The organism is Saccharospirillum mangrovi (genome assembly GCF_003367315.1).
Lineage (GTDB): Bacteria > Pseudomonadota > Gammaproteobacteria > Pseudomonadales > Natronospirillaceae > Saccharospirillum > Saccharospirillum mangrovi.
In genome coordinates, this window is record NZ_CP031415.1 from 784,322 (window position 1) to 803,230 (window position 18,909).

The following is an 18,909-nucleotide window of genomic DNA, read 5'->3' on the forward strand; positions in this document are numbered from 1 at the left end:
CACCCGTTCACGCTAGCGGCGTCTTTACAATGCTAGACTGGGCCACCAACGCAGTAACCGCAGTAACGCCATGACACGCATTCTCTGGGTGGAAGACCAAAGTCACTGGATCGATCGCTTCAAGCCGGTGCTCGAAGCGACTGACTTTGGCGTGGAACCGACCCAGGTCACCACCTTCAAATTTGCCGAAGCCGCTTGCCAACATATTCGCGCAACGGATGCACCGCCGGATGTGGCGTTGCTCGACGCCCACATGGGTGGCAACAGCCATGCGGGTTTGCAGGTGTCGCGCGCGTTGCAAAAACGCTGGCCGGAGGTGCCGGTGTTGTACTTGTCGGAACACGCGGGCACCGACATCGAACAACAGGCGTTCGAACAAAACGGCACGCTGGATTTCATCGCCAAACACCAGCGCAATGTGGAAGCCGTCTTGTGTTGGCGCATTCGTGCGGTATTGCGTCAGCGCCAGCATCAGCAACCTGCCATCGGCACGGTTACTCCGTTGCATCCGGCCGATACGTTGCGCAGCGGCGCGCTGAGCATCGACACCCGCACCTGGGAAGTGTTCTGGCGTGGCACTCGTTTGATGAACCCGACCAACGCGCGTCGGCCCTTGGCGCCGACGCCGCGAAAAATTTTGCGCTTTCTGGTGGAAGCTGCGCCAAGTCCGTTATCGACCCGCCAGATCGTCGACAAACTCGATGCCGACCCGGAGCGGTTTTCCTACGCCAATTATCGCCAGCACATTCGCACGCTAAGACGCGCGTTCGACCAGGCCGAAGGCGAGCCAAACGCCTTCAGCGAACGCTGTCGGCAAGGTGAAGGCATCGTCACCTTTGGCGATGAGGAATCCTATTGCTGGAGGCCGTATGACTGACAAGACTTCAACGACTGATCGTCCGTTTCAACCCAAATTAGCCATCCATTTCAGCTGGCCGAGCAGTTTTGCTGCGCTGGGGTTGATCACCTATTTGTTCCTCGCTACCGAACCGGATATCGCCGCCTATTACGGCCTGACGGGTGAGATTTTTGTGTGGCAATACAAAGTAGCCGCGATGGCTGTTTTCGCCTTGCTGTTGTGGTGGGATGCGCATCGCTACGGCCGCGATAAGCGACGACACAAACGCGAACGCGAACGGCTGCGCGGGGAAATCAATCAACTCTGGGACAGCCGCAAACAACTGCAACGCAAGGCCCACGCTCACGCCGGCCAGGCTGACAAACTCAAATTATTCATCAGCGACAAGCTGTTGGAATACATCGAATACGACGAAAAATTTTTGCACTTCAAAAGCATCGCCGCTGAGGTGCGCCACAACGGCGTGATCAGTTTCGACAAAGTTCAGGGCGCGCTCGAAGCGGCCCACGCCGGCTTGCCCGAAGGCGATATGGCGCGCCGTATGACGGGCGATGCGTTGGAGCAATTGCGTTATCTGTGGGACTTGCTGGACCTGGCAACGGCCGACAACATCGCGCTGCACATCGCCAACCAAATGTTCGAATTTGAAGAGCAATATTACCAGCGCGAACTCAACGCCGAGGCAACGGCAACCTGGGCCTTGCAGCCGGATTTCTCACCGGTACGGGCGCTGCAACGGGCGCTGTTACCGATGCTGGAAAAACCGACTGAATTTTCCGAACGACTGCAAAGCGACTTGCCGCTGCAATGGTCGGACGACAGCCAGTTTCATGTACACATCGAGCCAACCGGCAATTTGCTCGGCAACGAAAACCATTGGGTATTGATGTTGGAAAATCTATTGAAGAACGCTCAGTTTTTCAGTGGTAAACGCCCGTACCGGCACAAGCATCGCCGCATTGCCATTGCGCTGCGTGAGCAGCAAGGGCACGCGCACTTGAGTGTGTTTAATGGCGGCCCGCCGATCAGCGCTGACGATCAACAACGCGTGTTCCAATTGGGCTATTCCACGCGTCGTGTGAAAGAACATCACGGCAAAGGATTGGGTTTGTTTTTTGTCGGCGAAATCGTCAAAGGCTACGAAGGCCAGGTGCGCATTCGCAACATTGAAAACACGCCGGCGCGGTTGTCATTGCGGGTCACGTTGAAAGACGGCCGGGTCGTTACCGATATGATTGAAACTCAAATGGTCGATGAGTTACCGCAAGTCAAACTCACCGACGGCACGCTCAACAACGAACGCCGCTGGCAACTGGATCATCGGGCGGTGGAAGTGGAAATTGCCGCCCAAGGGCGTAGCGAGCCGCATCGGTTAGCGTTGGGAGACAGCAGCGGAAAAACGCTCTGGCTCGATCCGGAAAACCCCGGACGACCGGCCTGGGCGCTGCAAGTGCAGTGTCGGCGCCGCGACACCGAACTGGTGTTCACGCCGCTGGACGTGCGCGGCGTGGCCTTTGATGTAGCCATACCGCTGGCGGCGTCACGATTGGACGACGATTCGTCCGATCTCGATCTGGAGCCGGATCTCGACCGTCTGAATGAGCCTTTCCGAGCGCTGGAAGATTTTCGCGATACCGGCACGGAACCTTTCTCCTCGTCCTGAGTCGAAACCAGACCCGGGCACAGTGGTGGCTGGGTTCACTCACTGGAAAGGAGAATAACGATGAGTCAATTCAAACTGTTGAGTTTACCGGCGGCGGTTTTTGTCGCTTTGTTGGGTGTTGCTGGTTGTTCCAGTATGGGATCGGACGATCACATGATGGACGACGATATGAAAGACAGCGACATGATGCACGACGACGACATGATGAAAGACGAGATGTAAGTCGTTCAGGCGGGCAATGCGCCGAGGCCATTGCCCGCTGTTCTGTTATTCCGATTTAATCCCAAAACTCCACTGTCGCATCCACCACCACTTTGCAGCTGCACGCCAGAATGTCGTTGGCGCCGCAAAAAGCGAGCGGCTCGCCAACTTCTTCAACACGACCACTGATCAGTGTCATGCGGCAGGCACCGCAATAGCCTTCGCGACATTGATAGGGAATTTGATGGCCCTGATCTTCAAGTTGTTGCAGCACGGTTCGGTCGCGTTCGGGGAACAATTTAACCTTGCGCGTGCTGCGGTTATCAGCGCGTTGCTGACTCACAACTCGAAGTCTCCGAGTGCGTCGGCATCAACATCCGAATGAATGGCACCAACCAGATAGGTGGTGATTTCGGTTTCCTGCGGCGCGACCTGAACTGAGTCGCTTTGCAGCCAGGCGTCCATCCACGGCAGCGGGTTTTTCGGTGCGCCGAACAACGGCTGCTGACCGAGCGCCGCCAGACGCTGATCGGTAATGTGCTCAACGTACTGGCCGAGAATGTCGGCGTTCAAACCAATCATTGAACCGTCTTTAAACAGATACTTGGCCCACTCGCGTTCCTGCTCGGCGGCCTCTTTGAAAATCTGAATCAAGGTCTGTTGTTCTTCGGCGGCAATCTCGCCCATTTCCGGATCGTCCTGACCTTTAGCCATCAGGTTCAACATGTGCTGAGTGCCGGTTAAATGCAGTGCTTCATCGCGCGCAATAAAGCGAATGATTTTGGCGTTGCCTTCCATTTTGGAGCGTTCGGCGAAAGCGAAACTGCAGGCGAAACTGACGTAAAAACGAATCGCTTCGAGCACGTTGACCGACACCATGGTGCGGTACAAAGCGCGCTTTAATTCGCGCAGCGCCGCTTTGCCTTCACTGCCGGCGCGCCAGGCGTCGCTGGCGGTCTGGAAGCGCTGGGTTTGGGCAATCAGTTCGTCGTAATAACGCGTTACCGAGGTCGCACGGGCGACGATGGCCGGGTTGGCAACGATGTCGTCGAACACCTTGCCCGGCTCGGTCAACACATTGCGCATGATGTGGGTGTAAGAACGCGAATGAATGGTTTCGCTGAACGCCCAGGTTTCAATCCAGGTTTCCAGTTCCGGCAAGGAAACGATCGGCAACAGGGCAACGTTCGGTGAACGGCCTTGCACGCTGTCGAGCAGTGTCTGGTATTTCAGGTTGCTCAAAAAGATGTGCTGTTCGTGTTCCGGCAGAGCGATGAAATCTTTGCGGTCGCCGCTCAGATCGACTTCTTCCGGACGCCAGAAAAACGACAATTGTTTTTCGATCAGTTTTTCAAAAATCGAATATTTCTGCTGGTCGTAACGCGCCACGTTGACCGTTTCACCGAAGAACATCGGTTGGCTGAACGGATCGAAATCGGCCTGGTTGAATGTTTTGTAACTCATGGTGTGTCCTTGTCAGCCACGGCTGAAAATCAAACTGTCAAACTCAAACTTTCAAGCTCGAATAATCAAACAGATAACCGGTAGAAAGCAGTCGGCCCCACCCGAAGGTGAGGCCGTTTGAGGACTTAGATTTTGCACGCTCCGGATGCGCAATCGTCGTCCTCGAGTTCGGCGCCAGCGCCGTCTCGGGTGTTGTGGTAATACAGGGTTTTCACGCCCAGCTTGTACGCGGTCAGCAAATCGTTGATCAATTGCTGCATCGGTACTTTGCCGCCGGTGAAGCGGGCCGGGTCGTAATTGGTGTTGGCGGAAATCGACTGGTCGACGAACTTCTGCATCACACCGACCAGGTTCAGATAACCCTGGTTGCTGCCTTGTTGCCACAGCAGCTCGTACTGGTCTTTCAACGTGGCAATTTCCGGTACGACCTGTTTCATAACGCCGTCTTTGGACGTCTTGACCGACACCAGACCACGCGGTGGCTCAATGCCGTTGGTGGCGTTGGCAATCTGTGAAGACGTTTCAGACGGCATCAGCGCGGTCAGCGTAGAGTTGCGCAGACCGTCGCGTTTGATGTCGGCGCGCAGCGCTTCCCAATCCAGTTTCAACTCGGTGTTGCACACCTTGTCGAGGTCTTTCTTGTAAGTGTCGATTGGCAGTCGGCCGGCGGCGTATTGGGTTTCGTTGAAGCCCGGGCAGGCACCGAATTCGGCGGCCAGTTTGTTCGACGCTTTGAGCAGGTAATATTGAATCGCTTCGAAAGTTTCGTGCGTTAAATCCAGCGCGGAACCGTCGGAATATTTCTTGCCGTTTTTAGCCAGGTAGTAGGCGTAGTTGATGACGCCAATGCCCAAGGTGCGGCGCTTCATGGAGCCCAGTTCGGCGGCCTTGACCGGGTAATCCTGGTAGTCGAGCAGGCTGTCGAGTGCGCGCACGATCAGTTCGGATAATTCTTCCAGTTCGTCGAGCGATTCCAGCGCGCCCAGGTTGAACGCAGCCAGGGTGCACAGCGCGATTTCACCGTTCTCATCGTTAATGTCGTTGAGCGGTTTGGTCGGCAGGGTGATTTCCATGCACAGATTGCTTTGGCGTACTGGTGCCAGTTTCGGATCGAAGGCGCCGTGGGTGTTGCAGTGGTCAACGTTCTGAATATAGATGCGGCCGGTGGACGCACGTTCCTGCAGCAGAGTGGAGAACAGTTCCACTGCCGGAATCGATTTCTTGCGAATGTCTTCGCGCTGTTCGTATTCGGCGTACAGACGTTCGAACTCTTCCTGATCTTCAAAGAAGGCGTCGTACAGGCCGGGCACGTCGGCCGGGCTGAACAGGGTGATCTGTTGGTTTTTGATCAGACGGGTGTACAGCAGACGGTTGATCTGCACGCCGTAGTCGAGCTGGCGCACGCGGTTTTCTTCAACACCGCGGTTGTTTTTCAGCACCAGCAGGCTTTCCACTTCCAGGTGCCACAGCGGGTAGAACAAGGTCGCGGCACCGCCACGAACACCGCCTTGTGAGCAGCATTTCACCGCAGTCTGGAAATGTTTGTAGAACGGAATGCAGCCGGTGTGGAAGGCCGCGCCGCCGCGAATCGGTGAACCGATGGCGCGAATGCGGCCGGCGTTGATGCCGATACCGGCGCGCTGGCTGACGTAACGCACAATGGCGGCCGAGGTGGCGTTGATCGAATCCAGGCTGTCGTCACTTTCAATCAGTACGCAGGAACTGAATTGACGCGTCGGTGTGCGCACGCCCGACATCAACGGCGTTGGCAGCGACAGTTTGAAGGTGGAGGCGGCTTCGTAAAAACGCTGAATGATGTCCAGGCGCTGATCTTTCGGATAAGACGCGAACAGGCTGGCGGCGATCAGCACGTACAAAAACTGGGGCGATTCATAAACATCGCCGGTTACCCGGTTCTGCACCAGGTATTTGCCTTCGAGCTGTTTCACAGCGGCGTAGGAGAAATTCAGGTCACGCTCATGACGCAGGAAGCTTTCCATCGCTTCGTAGTCGGCTTCGGAGTAGTCGGTGAACAGGTGCGAGTCGTAACGGCCGGCTTCGACCATGGCTTCAACATGGGCGCGCAGCTTGGGTGGCTGGAATTCGCCATAGGCGCGCTTGCGCAGATGGAAGATTGCCAGGCGCGCGGCCAGATATTGGTAGTCGGGCGTTTCAGCGCTGATCAGATCGGCCGCAGCCTTGATCAGGGTTTCGTGAATGTCGCTGGTGGTGATGCCGTCGTGGAATTGCAACTGGGCTTTCAGTTCCACCTGAGATACGGACACATCGTCCAGACCTTCAGCGGCCCAGTTCAGTACTTTGTGGATCTTGTCGAGGTCCAGTGGTTCAGCGTTTCCGCCGCGCTTGACCACTGTGATTTGGGAAGTGTTCACCTGCGTCTCCTGTCGTGTATCCGGTGGTGACGCGCCGAGCGGTGCCAACCTTCCTGGCGACTGCCGCTCCACCGCAGCTCACCCCCGTTTGCTGCGTTTTAAAAAGGAACCGGAGTTCCGTTGTGCATCCGGCCGGGAAACGGTGGCAGTGCAACGGAGTGTCGCTGATGTTTGCCCCTCGACTGCGCCCTGGAGGCTGCAAAAATCAGAGTGACTCGACACGTTGCGGTGCGCGTTTGTTTCGGTGCCGTTTCCGCATCGGACATCGGGAGTGAAGCGGTTGACCTCGTTTGTTTTACCGCCTTGAAAACACCCCTGTGGGCGGTGTTTTCGCACCCGGAAAGTCCGAACCGCCCTGGTGGGGCTGGAACGCCAAAATGCCTAGATATGGTGGTCTCTAACACCATGGCTGTCAATATATAGTTGGTCTGTGAGTGCTCGCTCGCCCGCTGTTGGCCGCCTCAGAGTGGCTGTTCAGAAACTGATCGCGAGGTTCGGTGGTGGTCTGTTGATGCGTCGCTCAGAAAACGTTCAGGCGGCATTTTGGGTACGTCAAAATGTGGCCATTTTGGGGTGGCGTCTGAGTCAGATTTTTGTCTGAAAGGTCTGGTTGCGCAAAACCAATTGAAGGCGGTATCGCTCTTGTTGGGATACTGGGTTGCTACCTTTTGAATTTTGATCGCTGGTTCGCACATTATTTTCGATAAGTCTTGCAAATAAAGTATCTAAATGATGTTCTTCGTCGCTTTCTGAATGTACTCAGGTATAGGAAGGATAGGTGTCCAGGGTTCAGTTGTCGGTAGTCATTCCGACTTATAACGAAGTCGACAATATCGCGGCTCTGGTGCAGCGGTTGCGCCAGGTTCTCACCGACCACCACTGGGAAGTCATCTTTGTGGACGATGATTCACCCGACGGCACGCTGGCAGCGATTCAGGCGTTGGCCGCAGACGACGCGCGGATTCGCTACATTCACCGCCAAGGCCGACGCGGCCTGAATTCGGCGTGCAAGGAGGGCATCTTGGCTGCGAGCGGTGACTGCATCGCCGTTATGGACGCCGATTTGCAGCACGATGAGCGCGTTCTGCCCTCAATGCTGGCGCAGGCGCAGCAGCACGATCTGGTGGTTGCCAGTCGCTATATCGGCAGCGGCGGCGTATCGGACTGGTCCAGATTCCGGCTGTTGATCAGTCGCGCGGCCACCTGGCTCAGCCGAGTCTTTGTGCGCCATCAACTGAGCGATCCGATGAGTGGTTTCTTTCTGATGCGGCGGGATTTTGCGCTGCGCGGTGTCGATCAGATCGACAGCGACGGTTTTAAAATTCTGCTGGAACTGGTCGCCAAAGCGCCGTCTTCGACTCGAGTGGCGGAAGTGCCCTATGTGTTTCGCAGCCGGCTCGCCGGTGAAAGCAAACTCGACAGCCGCGTCGCCTTACAGTTGCTGGCGTTTCTGTTGAAGCATCGGTTCGGCCAGCGCTTTCCGTTCGAATTGTGTCTGTATGCCTTGGTCGGTGGACTGGGCGTGTCGGTGCATCTGGGCGTTTTGGGCGGGTTGCACAAAATCGTCGGTCTGGATTTCCGGTTGGCTCAGGCGTTAGCCATCCTGCTGGCGATGACCAGTAATTTTTATCTGAACAACTGGCTGACTTTTGCCAACTCGCAACGCCGTCATGCCAGCACGCTGCGTGCCTTGTTGTCTTACGGTCTGGTGTGTTCGATGGGCGCGGGTTTGAGCTATCTGGTGTCGGTGTTTCTCTACGCACACGCTACGCCGTGGTGGTTGGCCAGTTTCTCTGGCATCCTTGCCGGCTTTTTCTGGAATTACCAAGCGGCGAGGCTGTGGGTGTGGTGTCGGGCGTAACTGGATTTCAACGACAAAAAGACTGGCTGACCGGCGACCTGGCAATGGCGTTGCTGTTGTTCGCCGTCAGTAACGTGCTGGTGTATGCCGTTGCTCTGATCGGCGCTGGCTTTTTGCCGATTCCGCCGCCCAGTTTTACCGGGTTTTGTCTGGCTGATTGCGAGTGGTATGCCGATCTGGCGACGGCCGGCTACAACGATGGCGCTACCGATCCGGAAAAATATCTGTATTCCAATTGGGTGTTCTTCCCAATGTTGCCGATGCTGGCGCGGGGGCTGATGTGGCTGTTGCCGATCAGCGCCGCCGCCGCTCTGGTATTGCTTGGCAAGCTGTTGTTGCTGGCGAACATCTACGCCTTTATCAAGTTGCTGCGTCAGCAACTGCCCGATGTTCGGGCGGAATGGGCGGGCGCTCTGGTGGCGTTGAATCCCTTCGTGATTTATATGCACGCCGGCTACACCGAAACGTTGTATTTCCTGTTGCTGACCCTGGCGTTTATGGCGTTGCAGCGTGGTTATTGGTGGGCCGGTGCGATTGCTGCGCCGCTGTCGGCGACGCGGGTGGTGGGTGTGTTTTTTGTGCTGCCTTACCTCTGGATGAGCTGGCAACGTTTTGACCGCAGCCATTGGTTCGGGCGGCAGAATTTGAATCTGCTGCTGGGGCTGATGCTGATCCCGCTGGGCCTGGCGCTCTTTATGCTGTTTTTGGACGGCCGCGTCGGCGATCCGTTGGCGTTTAAGGCGGCGCAAATTCATTGGAACCGGACGCTGCAAAATCCCCTGGTTGTCATTATCGAGGGCTTTCGCGGGTTTGAGTCGGCCTATTATTCATTGACCGCGGTGTTGGGGATTATTGCCATTGGCATCTTGTTGCTGTGCCGACAAACGGCCATGGCGCTGTTTCTGATTCCGGCGGTGTTTGTGCCTTTGCTCAGCGGTTTGATGTCGATGCCGCGTTTTGTGTTCTGGCAACCGCCGTTTTTGGTGGCGCTCTATTTCGTTCTTCATCGCTTCCACCGACTCTGGCCGATGTACTTCGCCGCCAGTGGTCTGTGGATTGCCATCATGGTTTTAGCCTGGTTTGTGCCGCATGCGTTATTCAAGTACTGACGGTTTACGCTGGTTGGGTGTGCTGTTGCTGGCGGCGTTGTACGTCTGGGTAGCCTGGCGCATCCTGGTCGCCACACCGGCCCCGCTCTATCAGGGCTGGCTCGACAGCGAGGCCGAGCGGGTGCGCATTGAACGCATCGCCGCTCAAATTCCGCCCCGCTGGCCGGACTGACCCGGCCTGCGGAAACGGTCTATTTCAAGGCTCAGAACGACAGCAGCGTCCACGCCCCAAAGCCGATAAACAACGCACAGGCAAGCAGGTGGGCGGCGCGCACCGGCACGCGTTGCATCAGCCAGTTGCCGGCAAGCACCACCGGAATGTTAGCCAGCAACATGCCCAATGTTGTGCCTAGGGTTACCCATACGATGCTCTGATATTGCGCCGCCAGAATGACAGTGGCGATCTGTGTTTTGTCGCCAATCTCGGCGAGGAAAAACAGCACCAGGGTGGCGACGAACGGACCCCAGCGTTCAAACCGGCTGGTGTCGGCGTCGTCTTTGTCGGGAATCAGAATCCACAAACCGACGGCGATGAAACTCAGGCCAATCAACCAAGGCCCCCAGCCAGCAGGCAACCAACTGACCAGCCAGTCGCCGATCAGCGCTGAAATGCCGTGATTGACTAAGGTGGCAATCAAAATGCCGAGCGTGATGGCCCCGCGCGCACGAAAGCGGGTGATCAACAGCAGAGTCAGCAATTGGGTTTTGTCGCCGATTTCGGCCAGAGCGACCACGACGGTGGAACTGAGCAGAGCGTCCAAGACGATTCCTTAGGGGCGGGATGAGATCACATAAGGCAAACCAGGCAGTCCCGCCCGGTTCCGCCTCGTTTGCCTTAGGTCTCATCAATCCAGCCGGGAGGCTGGGTGCGACGCCCATGAGCTGTGGCTCAATTATGTTGACCGCCGCGCCGGACATTGGAATTGGGTCCGGCCGATTACTCCCCCAAGACGGCGCGCAGTTTAGCGGCTCGCCCAGGGGGAAACAAGTTGGCGGTTTGAGGTCAGTTGTTGGACTCAGCGTTTCGCGACGCCAGGGCATTCAGTGACAACAACGCCAGCATTGCCACCACCCCAACAATCTCAGCGGTCAGACTGGGATAGAAAATGGCGATGACCGCTGCCGTCAGCGCCAGCCGTTGCCAGATTGGTATGGCTGCAAACAGATAGCCCTCAATCACGCCCGCAAAGGCGACCAGTGCCAGAATCACGATCAAGCCGTTCCACAGCAGCAACGGCAGCGGCCCGCCTTCGATGATGATCGGGTTGAACACGAAGAACAGCGGGATCAGATACAACCCTTTGGCGAACTTCCACGACTGAACGCTGGTTTCCATCGTCTTACTGCCGGCAATTGCTGCCGCTGCGAACGCGCCCAGCGCGACCGGCGGCGTGACGTTGGAATCCTGCGAATACCAGAACACCAGCAGATGGGCGACCAGGAGCGACAGCCCGAACTCGTTGGTCAGCGCCGGGCCGACCAGAACGATCAGCACGATGTAGCTGGCGGTAACCGGCAAACCCAGACCGAGAATCAGGCTGGCGATGATCACCAGCAACAAGGCCAGCAACAGATGGCCGCCGGAGAAGGCGATCATCATCGACGAGAACTTCAAGCCCAAACCAGTCAGGCCGACCACGCCAACGATGATGCCCGCCACCGCACAGGCAATAGAAACCGCCAGCGCATTGCGCGCCCCCAGTTCCAGTGCCTGTATCAGTTTGATAAAGCCGTCGCGCACCGCTTGCAGCAGGCACTGGCGCAGCCGGCCTTCGCTGCGACCCTGGCGGTACGCCAGCCAAAGGCCATTCAGCCCGGCCACACCGATCAAGCCAACAATGGCGTAGAAACCAACGCGCATCGGCGAGATACCCAGCACCAGCAGATAAACCAGCAACAGCAACGGCGCCAGAAAATACCAGCCACTGGCAAGCACCTGACGTACCTGTGGCAGCTCGGAACCGGGCAGTCCTTTCATGCCTTGCTTGACGGCGATGATGTGCACGAACAGGTAGACAGTGGCGAAATACAGCAGCGCCGGAAAGATGCTGACTTTAACGATGTCCAGATAGGGCAGGCGGGTGTATTCGGCAATCAGGAACGCACCGGCACCCATCAGCGGCGGCATGATCTGCCCGCCGGTGCTGGCGGCGGCTTCGATGCCACCGGCTTGCGCCGGGCGATAACCGAGCTTCTTCATCAACGGGATGGTGAAGGCGCCGGTGGTGACGACGTTGGCGATGGCGCTGCCGGAAATCGACCCCATGCTGGCCGACGCCAACACCGCCGCTTTCGCCGGACCACCGCGCTGGCGGCCGGTGGCGGAAAACGCCAGGTCGATAAAGAACTTGCCCGCCCCGGTCACTTCCAGCAGAGCGCCGAACAGCACGAAGATAAACACGAAGGTCGCCGCTACGCCCAACGGCAACCCGAAGATGCCTTCCTGACCGAGATACAGCTGAGCGGCGAGGCGATCCAGCGAGTAGCCTCTGTGACTCAGCAAACCCGGCAGCCAGTCGCCCAGCCAGGGCAGCGCACCGCGTGAACCGGCCAGGGCATAAACAATGGCGACTGCGCCGATGATGGTCAGACCCGTACCGACGGCACGGCGGCTGGCTTCGAGCACGGTCACAATGCAGATACAGGCGACAACAATGTCGGTGCGCGTCCAGAAGCCGGCGCGGTTAACGATGTCATCGAGAAAATACACCAGATAGAAGCCGGACAGCGCCGCCGCCACGAACAGCACGGTATCAAGCGCTATGGCCAGCGGGCCACGTGTCTGGCCGGGACGAGGACCAAACAGCACAAAACACAGCATCAGCATCAAGCCCAGATGGATGCCACGTTGGTAGAACAGGCCCAGCGGTTGAATGCCGGCGCCGTACAGATGAAACAGCGATAACCCGATGCCGAGCACAGCCATCAGCGTCAAGCTGAAACGGTTGCCCGGTAATGCCTGAGGTTGCCAACTGCCGGTGGTCTGAATGGGAATGGCGGAGTATTGGCTCATGGAGATGGAGCTCCGTCAGTGGGCGGGATCAGTTGAATTTCGACGCGTTCGCCGGCCGCCAATTGGCTGAGGCTAACGACGCGCGCTCCCACCTGAATGCGATGATCGACGCGCCGACTGCCGACGCGTAACAGAAAATGATTGGCTGGCACCGGCGCGTCGATATCGACGATGCGGTAGCCGTGTTCGGTGTCAGACAGCAAGCGGCCACGACCCGGTGTATGGCCCAGGCCAGCGGCGAAATCCGGTGTGTGGCTGCTGTTCAACAGCAACTGGCCGTCGGCCACCCGATAGCAGTCTTCCACCTGGAAGCCTTGCACCGAGTGATGCCACAGCAGGCACCAATGGCCGTCAGCGGGCAGCGCCAGGCTGGTCAGTTGGCCGCCATCTGAAGTGCGGACCACCAGTGTGCCGGCTGAATCTGGCGCTGCGGCCGGCACCTGTGCCAGCAGCAGCGCCGCGCCCAACACGACTCCGGCCGATTGGGACCAGCGGTTGCGGTTCACCTTAAGGGCGCAGCCGGTCAGGAATGTCGGCGCCGATTTCCTGGTAGTAGCGCAGCGCACCGGGGTGCATTGGAATCGGTGTGGACGTCAGCGAGAACTCGACGGTGGTGTCGTCGGCAGCCGGGTGAATGGCGCGCAAATCCTCAACCCGTTCGAACAGCAGCTTGGTGATCTGATAAGCCAGTTCATCGGACATGGCGGTGTTCACCACCAGAACGTTGGGAATGCCCACGGTCTGAACCGGGCTGTCCATGCCTTCGTACAGGCCAGCGCGCAACTGGTAGGGCGCGAACACCGGTTCAACGGCGATGGCCTTGCGGATTTCTGCGTCGCTCAGCGGCAGCAGACGAATGTTGTGCGAGCTGGCCAGGCTGAGAATGGAACTGGTCGGTGGGCCAACGCTCCAGAAACCGGCGTCAATGTCGCCATCGCGCAGCGCATCGGCGGTTTCGTTGAAGTTCAGTCGCTGGACGGTGAAGTCGTCGTAGCTGATGCCGTTGCTTTCCAGAATCGACTGGGCGTTGACTTCGGTGCCACTGCCGGGCGCACCCACTGAAACACGCTTACCGACCAGATCGGCCAGCGATTCGATGCCCGAATCGGCGAGCGTGACGATCTGCACCGCATTGGGGTAGAGCGACGCCAGTGCAGCGACATCAAGTTTGCGGCCAGAGAAGCGGTCACCGCCTTCGTAGGCTTGCAGTACGGTGTCGGCCAGAGCGATGGCGAGGTCGGAATCCTCACGATGGATCAGGCCCATGTTTTCCACCGACGCCCCGGTAACTTCAGCCACCGCAGTAGCGCCATCCAGGTGTTTGCTGATCAATTCGGCCAGACCGCCGCCGAGTGGGTAGTAAGTGCCGCCGGTGCCGCCAGTGGCGATGGACAGGTCTTCAGCCTGAACGGCGGACCAGCCCAGGAGCAGGGCAGTGCCCAGCGCAGGGAGTAGGGTTTTCATCATGCGTTCCTCTATTGTTTTTGTTTGAGGTCGGTTTCTGTGAACCGAGATCGATAGTACCCGAGTGCGGCGAACAGCCACAAAAAAACCGGCCCTGAGGCCGGTTTTTTAATCGAGCTGCACTTACTGCGCTTAGCAGAACAGTGCGTTACTCGTCGAGGAAGGAGCGCAGGTGATCGCTGCGTGTCGGATGACGCAGCTTGCGCAGCGCCTTGGCTTCGATCTGACGGATCCGTTCACGGGTCACGTCAAACTGCTTGCCGACTTCTTCCAGCGTGTGGTCGGTGTTCATGTCGATGCCGAAACGCATCCGCAGCACCTTGGCTTCGCGTGCGGTCAGACCGGCCAGCACTTCACGCGTGGCTTCGCGCAGGCCGGTGACGGTGGCGGAGTCGATCGGCATTTCCATGGTGTTGTCTTCGATGAAGTCGCCCAGTGAGCTGTCTTCGTCGTCGCCAATCGGCGTTTCCAGGGAAATCGGTTCCTTGGAAATTTTCAGCACCTTGCGGATCTTGTCTTCCGGCATTTCCATGCGTTCAGCCAGTTCGTCCGGCGTTGGCTCGCGACCCATTTCCTGCAACATCTGGCGGGAAATGCGGTTCAGCTTGTTGATCGTCTCGATCATGTGCACCGGAATACGAATGGTGCGCGCCTGGTCCGCAATGGAGCGGGTGATGGCCTGGCGAATCCACCAGGTGGCGTAGGTCGAGAACTTGTAGCCGCGACGGTATTCGAACTTGTCGACCGCCTTCATCAGGCCGATGTTGCCTTCCTGAATCAGGTCGAGGAACTGCAAGCCACGGTTGGTGTACTTCTTGGCGATGGAGATCACCAGACGCAGGTTGGCTTCCACCATTTCTTTCTTGGCGCGGCGCGCACGCGCTTCGCCAATGGAAATGCGACGGTGGATGTCCTTGATTTCAGCCAGCGTGATGCCGCTCTGCTTCTGCACATTGCGCAGTTTGCGCTGAGCACGACGCAGTTCGACTTCGTACTTGAAGGCTTCTTCAGCGAAACGGCTGTCTTCGAGCAGGTTGTTGAGCCACTGTTCGTCGGTTTCGTTGCCTACAAAGCTGTTCACGAACTCTTTGCGCGGCATCTTCAACTGGCGTACGCACAGTTGCAGCAGCTTGCGTTCCTGAACGCGAATGGTGTCGACGATGTCTTTGATCTTGTCCAGCGATTCATCGAACTGACGCGGGGCCAGTTTGAAGCAGGAGAAGGTCATGCCCATGGCGTTCATGGCGTCGATCGCTTCCTGGCTGTAACGACCGTGCTTTGTAATCAGCTTGTTGGTTTCGGCGAGCTGTTCGGCCAACAGCGTGAAGCGTTCACGTGCCAGTTCCGGATCGGGACCGCCTTCGTTATCGCTGTCGCTGTCGTCGCTATCGCTGTCGTCATCATCGTCGTCGTCATCGCGACTGTCGTCTTTGATCTCCGGCGGTGCGATGGCGTCGGGTGAATCGGCCGCCGGTTCCGGGTCGGAATCGTCCGGGTCCTGGAACGAGGTCAGGAAGTCGGACAGCCGGCCACCTTCTTCGGTCTGGCTCTTTTCGTAGGTCGCGAGAATGTCTTCAATGACGCCCGGGAAGAACGCCATGGCCTGCATGACTTCACGCGTGCCTTCTTCAATGCGCTTGGCGATAACGATTTCGCCTTCGCGAGTCAGCAACTCGACAGTACCCATTTCGCGCATGTACATGCGCACCGGGTCGGTGGTGCGGCCAGTGTCGGTTTCCACCGCAGCCAAAGCGGCGGCGGCTTCTTCGGTGGCGTCATCGTCGTCGGTGTTGCTTTCATCGTTCATCAACAACTGCTCGGCGTCGGGCGCCGATTCGTACACGTTGATGCCGATGTCATTGATCATGGCAATGATGTCTTCAACCTGATCCGGGGAATTGATTTCCTCGGGCAGGTGGTCATTCACCTCGGCGTAGGTCAGGTAACCCTGTTCCTTGCCGCGGGCAATGAGTTCTTTGAGGCGTGACTGTTGCTGAGATTTTTCAGCCATAGAAACCCTGTCAGTTCAGTAGTGGATCAGGCGGGCAAAATAGCCCTACATTTTACCGTAATTCAGGGTGTTAGCCAATTTTTGACCAACACTTTCAGGGTCGAAAGTGACCAGGCCCGGTAGCAGCCTGAGCGTTTCGGTGATGAGGGTTTGGCGGTCGCCCTGGCCGAAGTCAGTGTTGGTCGACGCCATGGTTCATCACAACTTGCGTTGCTTTTGCAGCGTTAGGAAGCGCTGCTTCTCAGCCTTCGTCAGTGAAGGATCCAGATTGTTGATGCGCAATTTCAGCGCTTCATACTCCGCGTGCGGAGCCCTCTTTTTAAGGGCGGCCACGAGTTTTTCAAGTTCCCGCCGGGCCAGATCGGTGGCGTCCGGGTTTTCCCCTTCGAGCACCCGATGCTCCAACCATAAATAGTCGGAGGCGGCGATTGGCGCCAGTGTGGCGCGCAATCCGTGTTGGCACAGATAGTCAAAGGCGTGATACAGATCGGCGCCGGGCGCTTCCTGCAAAAGACCGACCACCTGCGTCAGCAAGCCTTTGCCTTCCTGCTCGGGCAGTGTTTCCAGCGCCGCCAGATCAAGATCTTTTGCCAGTTCCGGGTGTCGGATCAGCCAGGCCAGACAACGATGCACCAGCGAAAAACGCACGCCCATGCCGTTGCGTGGGGCGTAATTGTTCGGTACTGCCTCGCCGTAGGGCGGGGCGTCATCGTAGTAAGCGTCGTACTCAACATTCGACTCGGCCAGACCGTATTCGTTCACCTGAGCCGGTTGCGGTGCGGGCTCGGGCGTTACCGGTTTGATCGGCTTGTAGCTGCTGAGAATCTGCTCGACCGGCAGGCCGACCAGCGTTGATAACTGTTGCAGCAACAATTGATGCAGCACGCCTTCGGGCACTTGGTCTATCCAGCCACGTGCCAGACTGGCGAGCCGCGCTTTACCATCCAAGCTTGAGGTATCGGCCAGCGATTGCAGATGTTGAAACAGAAAATCCGGCAGACTCTGCGCCTGGCGCGCGCGGCGCATAAAGCCGTCGTAACCTTCTTTGCGCACCAGGCTGTCCGGGTCTTCGCCGTCGGGCAAAAACAGGAACCGCGCCTGCTGGCCGTCGCGGATTTCCGGCAGCGTATTTTCCAGGGCGCGCAGCGCAGCGCGGCGGCCGGCAGCGTCGCCGTCGAAACAGAAGACGATTTCCGGCGTTAACTTAAACAGCCGCGACACGTGCGTCTGGCTGGTCGCGGTGCCCAGCGTGGCGACGGCATTCTTGACGCCAAACTGCGCCAGTGCCACCACGTCCATATAGCCTTCGACGATGATGATGTTGTCGAAATTGCGCAGCGCCTGGCGTGCTTCGTACAGCCCGTAGAGTTCCTGACCTTTGTGGAAGATCGGCGTTTCCGGGCTGTTCAGGTATTTGGGTTTGTCGTCCGGCGACAACACCCGGCCTCCAAAGGCGATGGTGCGGCCACGGATATCGCGAATCGGGAACATCAGCCGTTCGCGGAAGCGGTCGTATTCGCGGCCGGCGTCGTTGCGAATGGTCATGCCGGTTGCCAGCAACTGGCTGCGGTTTTCTTCGGTGTCGCCGAAATGCTGCATCAGGTTTTGCCAGCCGCTGGGCGCGAAACCGATCTGGTAGCGCTGCACCACTTCTTCGCTGAGGCCGCGATTCAACACATAACGCTGCACGTCAGCGGCTTTGGGGTGGTGATACAGCTGGTGGGCAAAGTATTCGCCGCAACTGGCCATCAAATCGTAGAGGCTGCGTTTGCGTTTTTGCCGTTCGCGTTGCTGCGGCGACTGCTCTTCGCGCGGTACATCGACACCGGCGATGCGCGCCAACTCTTCAACCGCTTCGGGAAACGGCAGGCGCTCGTATTCCTGCAGGAACTTCAGCGCGGTACCAGAGGCGCCACAGCCGAAGCAGTAGTAAAACTGTTTGGCCGGATTGACCGAGAACGAGGGTGATTTTTCGTTGTGAAACGGGCAGCAGGCCCAGTGATCCTTGCCTTTGCGCTTGAGCGGCACGCGCTGACCAATGACTTCGACGATGTCGGTGCGTTCCAACAGGTCGTCGATAAAGTCGTTGGGAATCAGGCCGGCCATGCGTTCCTCGGTAACTTCTCAGTAGCTTCTAACTGTCTACAGCGAACATGAATGGGCACTCAACCGAGTGATGGGTCGGTGGGTGCAGGCTTCGGGGTATTTGCAGCATGGACGCTGCAATTAAGTCTAGATGGACGTATTCACGACGCCCCGAAGTTTGCGCGCATCGGCTCATCACGGACCCGATGCGAAGTGCTCAAATCGACGGCATAGCATACCGCAAGCTTAGAGCCTTACCAGTGAGTAGATTCAGTGAACTTATGAGATGTGGTTGAGTGATGAAACTCAACCCAGACGGGCTTTGATGATCTTGCTGACGGCGCCCATGTCGGCTCGGCCTTGCAACTGGGGTTTGAGCACACCCATGACCTTACCCATGTCTTGCATGCCACTGGCGCCGGTCTGGCTGACGGCCTGATCGACCAAGGCATTGATTTCTTCTTCACTAAGAGCCGCAGGCAGAAAAGTGGCAATCACCTCCATTTCTTCCCGCTCGATTGCGGCCAGATCGTCTCGATTCGCAGCTTCAAATTGCTGGATGGAATCGCGACGCTGTTTGTTCATTTTGTCGAGGACGGCCAGAACGCGGGCATCGTCCACCTCGGTTCGTTCGTCAACCTCGATGCGTTTGATCTCAGCAAGGATCAGTCGAATCGTGCCCAGGCGCGCCTTTTCTTTGGCACGCATGGCGTCTTTCATCGCTTCAGTGATCGCTTGCTTGAGATCAGACATCGTCGGTCAACCCACTTGAAACCGGCTTAAAAG

Annotated in this window: 16 protein-coding genes; 6 read left to right on the plus strand and 10 right to left on the minus strand. The window is 57.8% G+C overall.

Going from position 1 to position 18,909, the window contains the following annotated elements; translation table 11 throughout:
- The first annotated feature begins 70 nt into the window (after positions 1-70).
- The 3 genes from DW349_RS03745 to DW349_RS17320 are packed head-to-tail and all read left to right on the plus strand — an operon-like array spanning position 71 to position 2,744.
- Positions 71-877 (plus strand): response regulator transcription factor, encoded by an 807-nt coding sequence (locus tag DW349_RS03745; protein WP_108126202.1) that lies wholly within the window; start codon positions 71-73, stop codon positions 875-877.
- Positions 870-2,522: a sensor histidine kinase gene (locus DW349_RS03750; protein ID WP_157954386.1), complete on the plus strand. Its 1,653-nt coding sequence runs from the start codon at positions 870-872 to the stop codon at positions 2,520-2,522. Before DW349_RS03745 ends, DW349_RS03750 begins: the two co-directional genes overlap by 8 nt.
- Before the next feature lie 60 nt (positions 2,523-2,582).
- A complete protein-coding gene (locus DW349_RS17320) occupies positions 2,583-2,744 on the plus strand; it encodes a hypothetical protein (RefSeq protein WP_157954387.1) in 162 nt (53 codons plus the stop codon).
- Between the two features lie 55 nt (positions 2,745-2,799).
- Here DW349_RS17320 and yfaE read toward each other — a convergent pair whose 3' ends face one another.
- From yfaE to nrdA, 3 genes are all read right to left on the minus strand, one after another.
- Positions 2,800-3,066, minus strand: a complete 267-nt coding sequence (gene yfaE, locus DW349_RS03755; RefSeq protein WP_198650524.1) for a class I ribonucleotide reductase maintenance protein YfaE — start codon at positions 3,064-3,066, stop codon at positions 2,800-2,802.
- Positions 3,063-4,187: a class Ia ribonucleoside-diphosphate reductase subunit beta gene (gene nrdB, locus DW349_RS03760; protein ID WP_108126204.1), complete on the minus strand. Its 1,125-nt coding sequence runs from the start codon at positions 4,185-4,187 to the stop codon at positions 3,063-3,065. The genes yfaE and nrdB overlap by 4 nt, the downstream gene beginning before the upstream one ends.
- Positions 4,188-4,312: 125 nt before the next feature.
- Positions 4,313-6,580 (minus strand): class 1a ribonucleoside-diphosphate reductase subunit alpha, encoded by a 2,268-nt coding sequence (gene nrdA / locus DW349_RS03765; protein ID WP_108126205.1) that lies wholly within the window; start codon positions 6,578-6,580, stop codon positions 4,313-4,315.
- Between the two features lie 778 nt (positions 6,581-7,358).
- Here nrdA and DW349_RS03770 point away from each other — a divergent pair.
- The 3 genes from DW349_RS03770 to DW349_RS03780 are packed head-to-tail and all read left to right on the plus strand — an operon-like array spanning position 7,359 to position 9,722.
- Positions 7,359-8,441 (plus strand): glycosyltransferase, encoded by a 1,083-nt coding sequence (locus tag DW349_RS03770; RefSeq protein ID WP_108126206.1) that lies wholly within the window; start codon positions 7,359-7,361, stop codon positions 8,439-8,441.
- On the plus strand, positions 8,429-9,550 hold the full coding sequence (locus tag DW349_RS03775; RefSeq protein WP_157954388.1) for a hypothetical protein: 1,122 nt from the start codon (positions 8,429-8,431) through the stop codon (positions 9,548-9,550). The genes DW349_RS03770 and DW349_RS03775 overlap by 13 nt, the downstream gene beginning before the upstream one ends.
- Positions 9,531-9,722: a hypothetical protein gene (locus DW349_RS03780; RefSeq protein ID WP_108126208.1), complete on the plus strand. Its 192-nt coding sequence runs from the start codon at positions 9,531-9,533 to the stop codon at positions 9,720-9,722. The genes DW349_RS03775 and DW349_RS03780 overlap by 20 nt, the downstream gene beginning before the upstream one ends.
- A 31-nt stretch (positions 9,723-9,753) precedes the next feature.
- Here DW349_RS03780 and DW349_RS03785 read toward each other — a convergent pair whose 3' ends face one another.
- The 7 genes from DW349_RS03785 to DW349_RS03815 form a co-directional block, all read right to left on the minus strand.
- The gene (locus DW349_RS03785) at positions 9,754-10,311 is read right to left on the minus strand and encodes a TMEM165/GDT1 family protein (RefSeq protein WP_108126209.1); all 558 of its coding nucleotides are present in this window, start codon (positions 10,309-10,311) and stop codon (positions 9,754-9,756) included.
- 242 nt (positions 10,312-10,553) lie between these two features.
- Entirely contained in the window at positions 10,554-12,563 is a 2,010-nt protein-coding gene (locus DW349_RS03790; protein WP_108126210.1) for a TRAP transporter permease, read from the minus strand.
- Positions 12,560-13,069 (minus strand): DUF1850 domain-containing protein, encoded by a 510-nt coding sequence (locus DW349_RS03795; RefSeq protein WP_232819346.1) that lies wholly within the window; start codon positions 13,067-13,069, stop codon positions 12,560-12,562. Before DW349_RS03795 ends, DW349_RS03790 begins: the two co-directional genes overlap by 4 nt.
- A gap of 1 nt (position 13,070) precedes the next feature.
- The gene (locus DW349_RS03800; protein WP_108126293.1) at positions 13,071-14,027 is read right to left on the minus strand and encodes a TAXI family TRAP transporter solute-binding subunit; all 957 of its coding nucleotides are present in this window, start codon (positions 14,025-14,027) and stop codon (positions 13,071-13,073) included.
- 148 nt (positions 14,028-14,175) lie between these two features.
- Positions 14,176-16,038 (minus strand): RNA polymerase sigma factor RpoD, encoded by a 1,863-nt coding sequence (gene rpoD / locus DW349_RS03805; protein WP_108126211.1) that lies wholly within the window; start codon positions 16,036-16,038, stop codon positions 14,176-14,178.
- A 198-nt stretch (positions 16,039-16,236) separates the two neighbouring features.
- Complete coding sequence (gene dnaG / locus DW349_RS03810) at positions 16,237-18,144, minus strand: DNA primase (protein ID WP_108126212.1); 1,908 nt, start codon at positions 18,142-18,144, stop codon at positions 16,237-16,239.
- Between the two features lie 285 nt (positions 18,145-18,429).
- A complete protein-coding gene (locus DW349_RS03815; protein ID WP_108126213.1) occupies positions 18,430-18,876 on the minus strand; it encodes a GatB/YqeY domain-containing protein in 447 nt (148 codons plus the stop codon).
- Positions 18,877-18,909 lie beyond the last annotated feature (33 nt).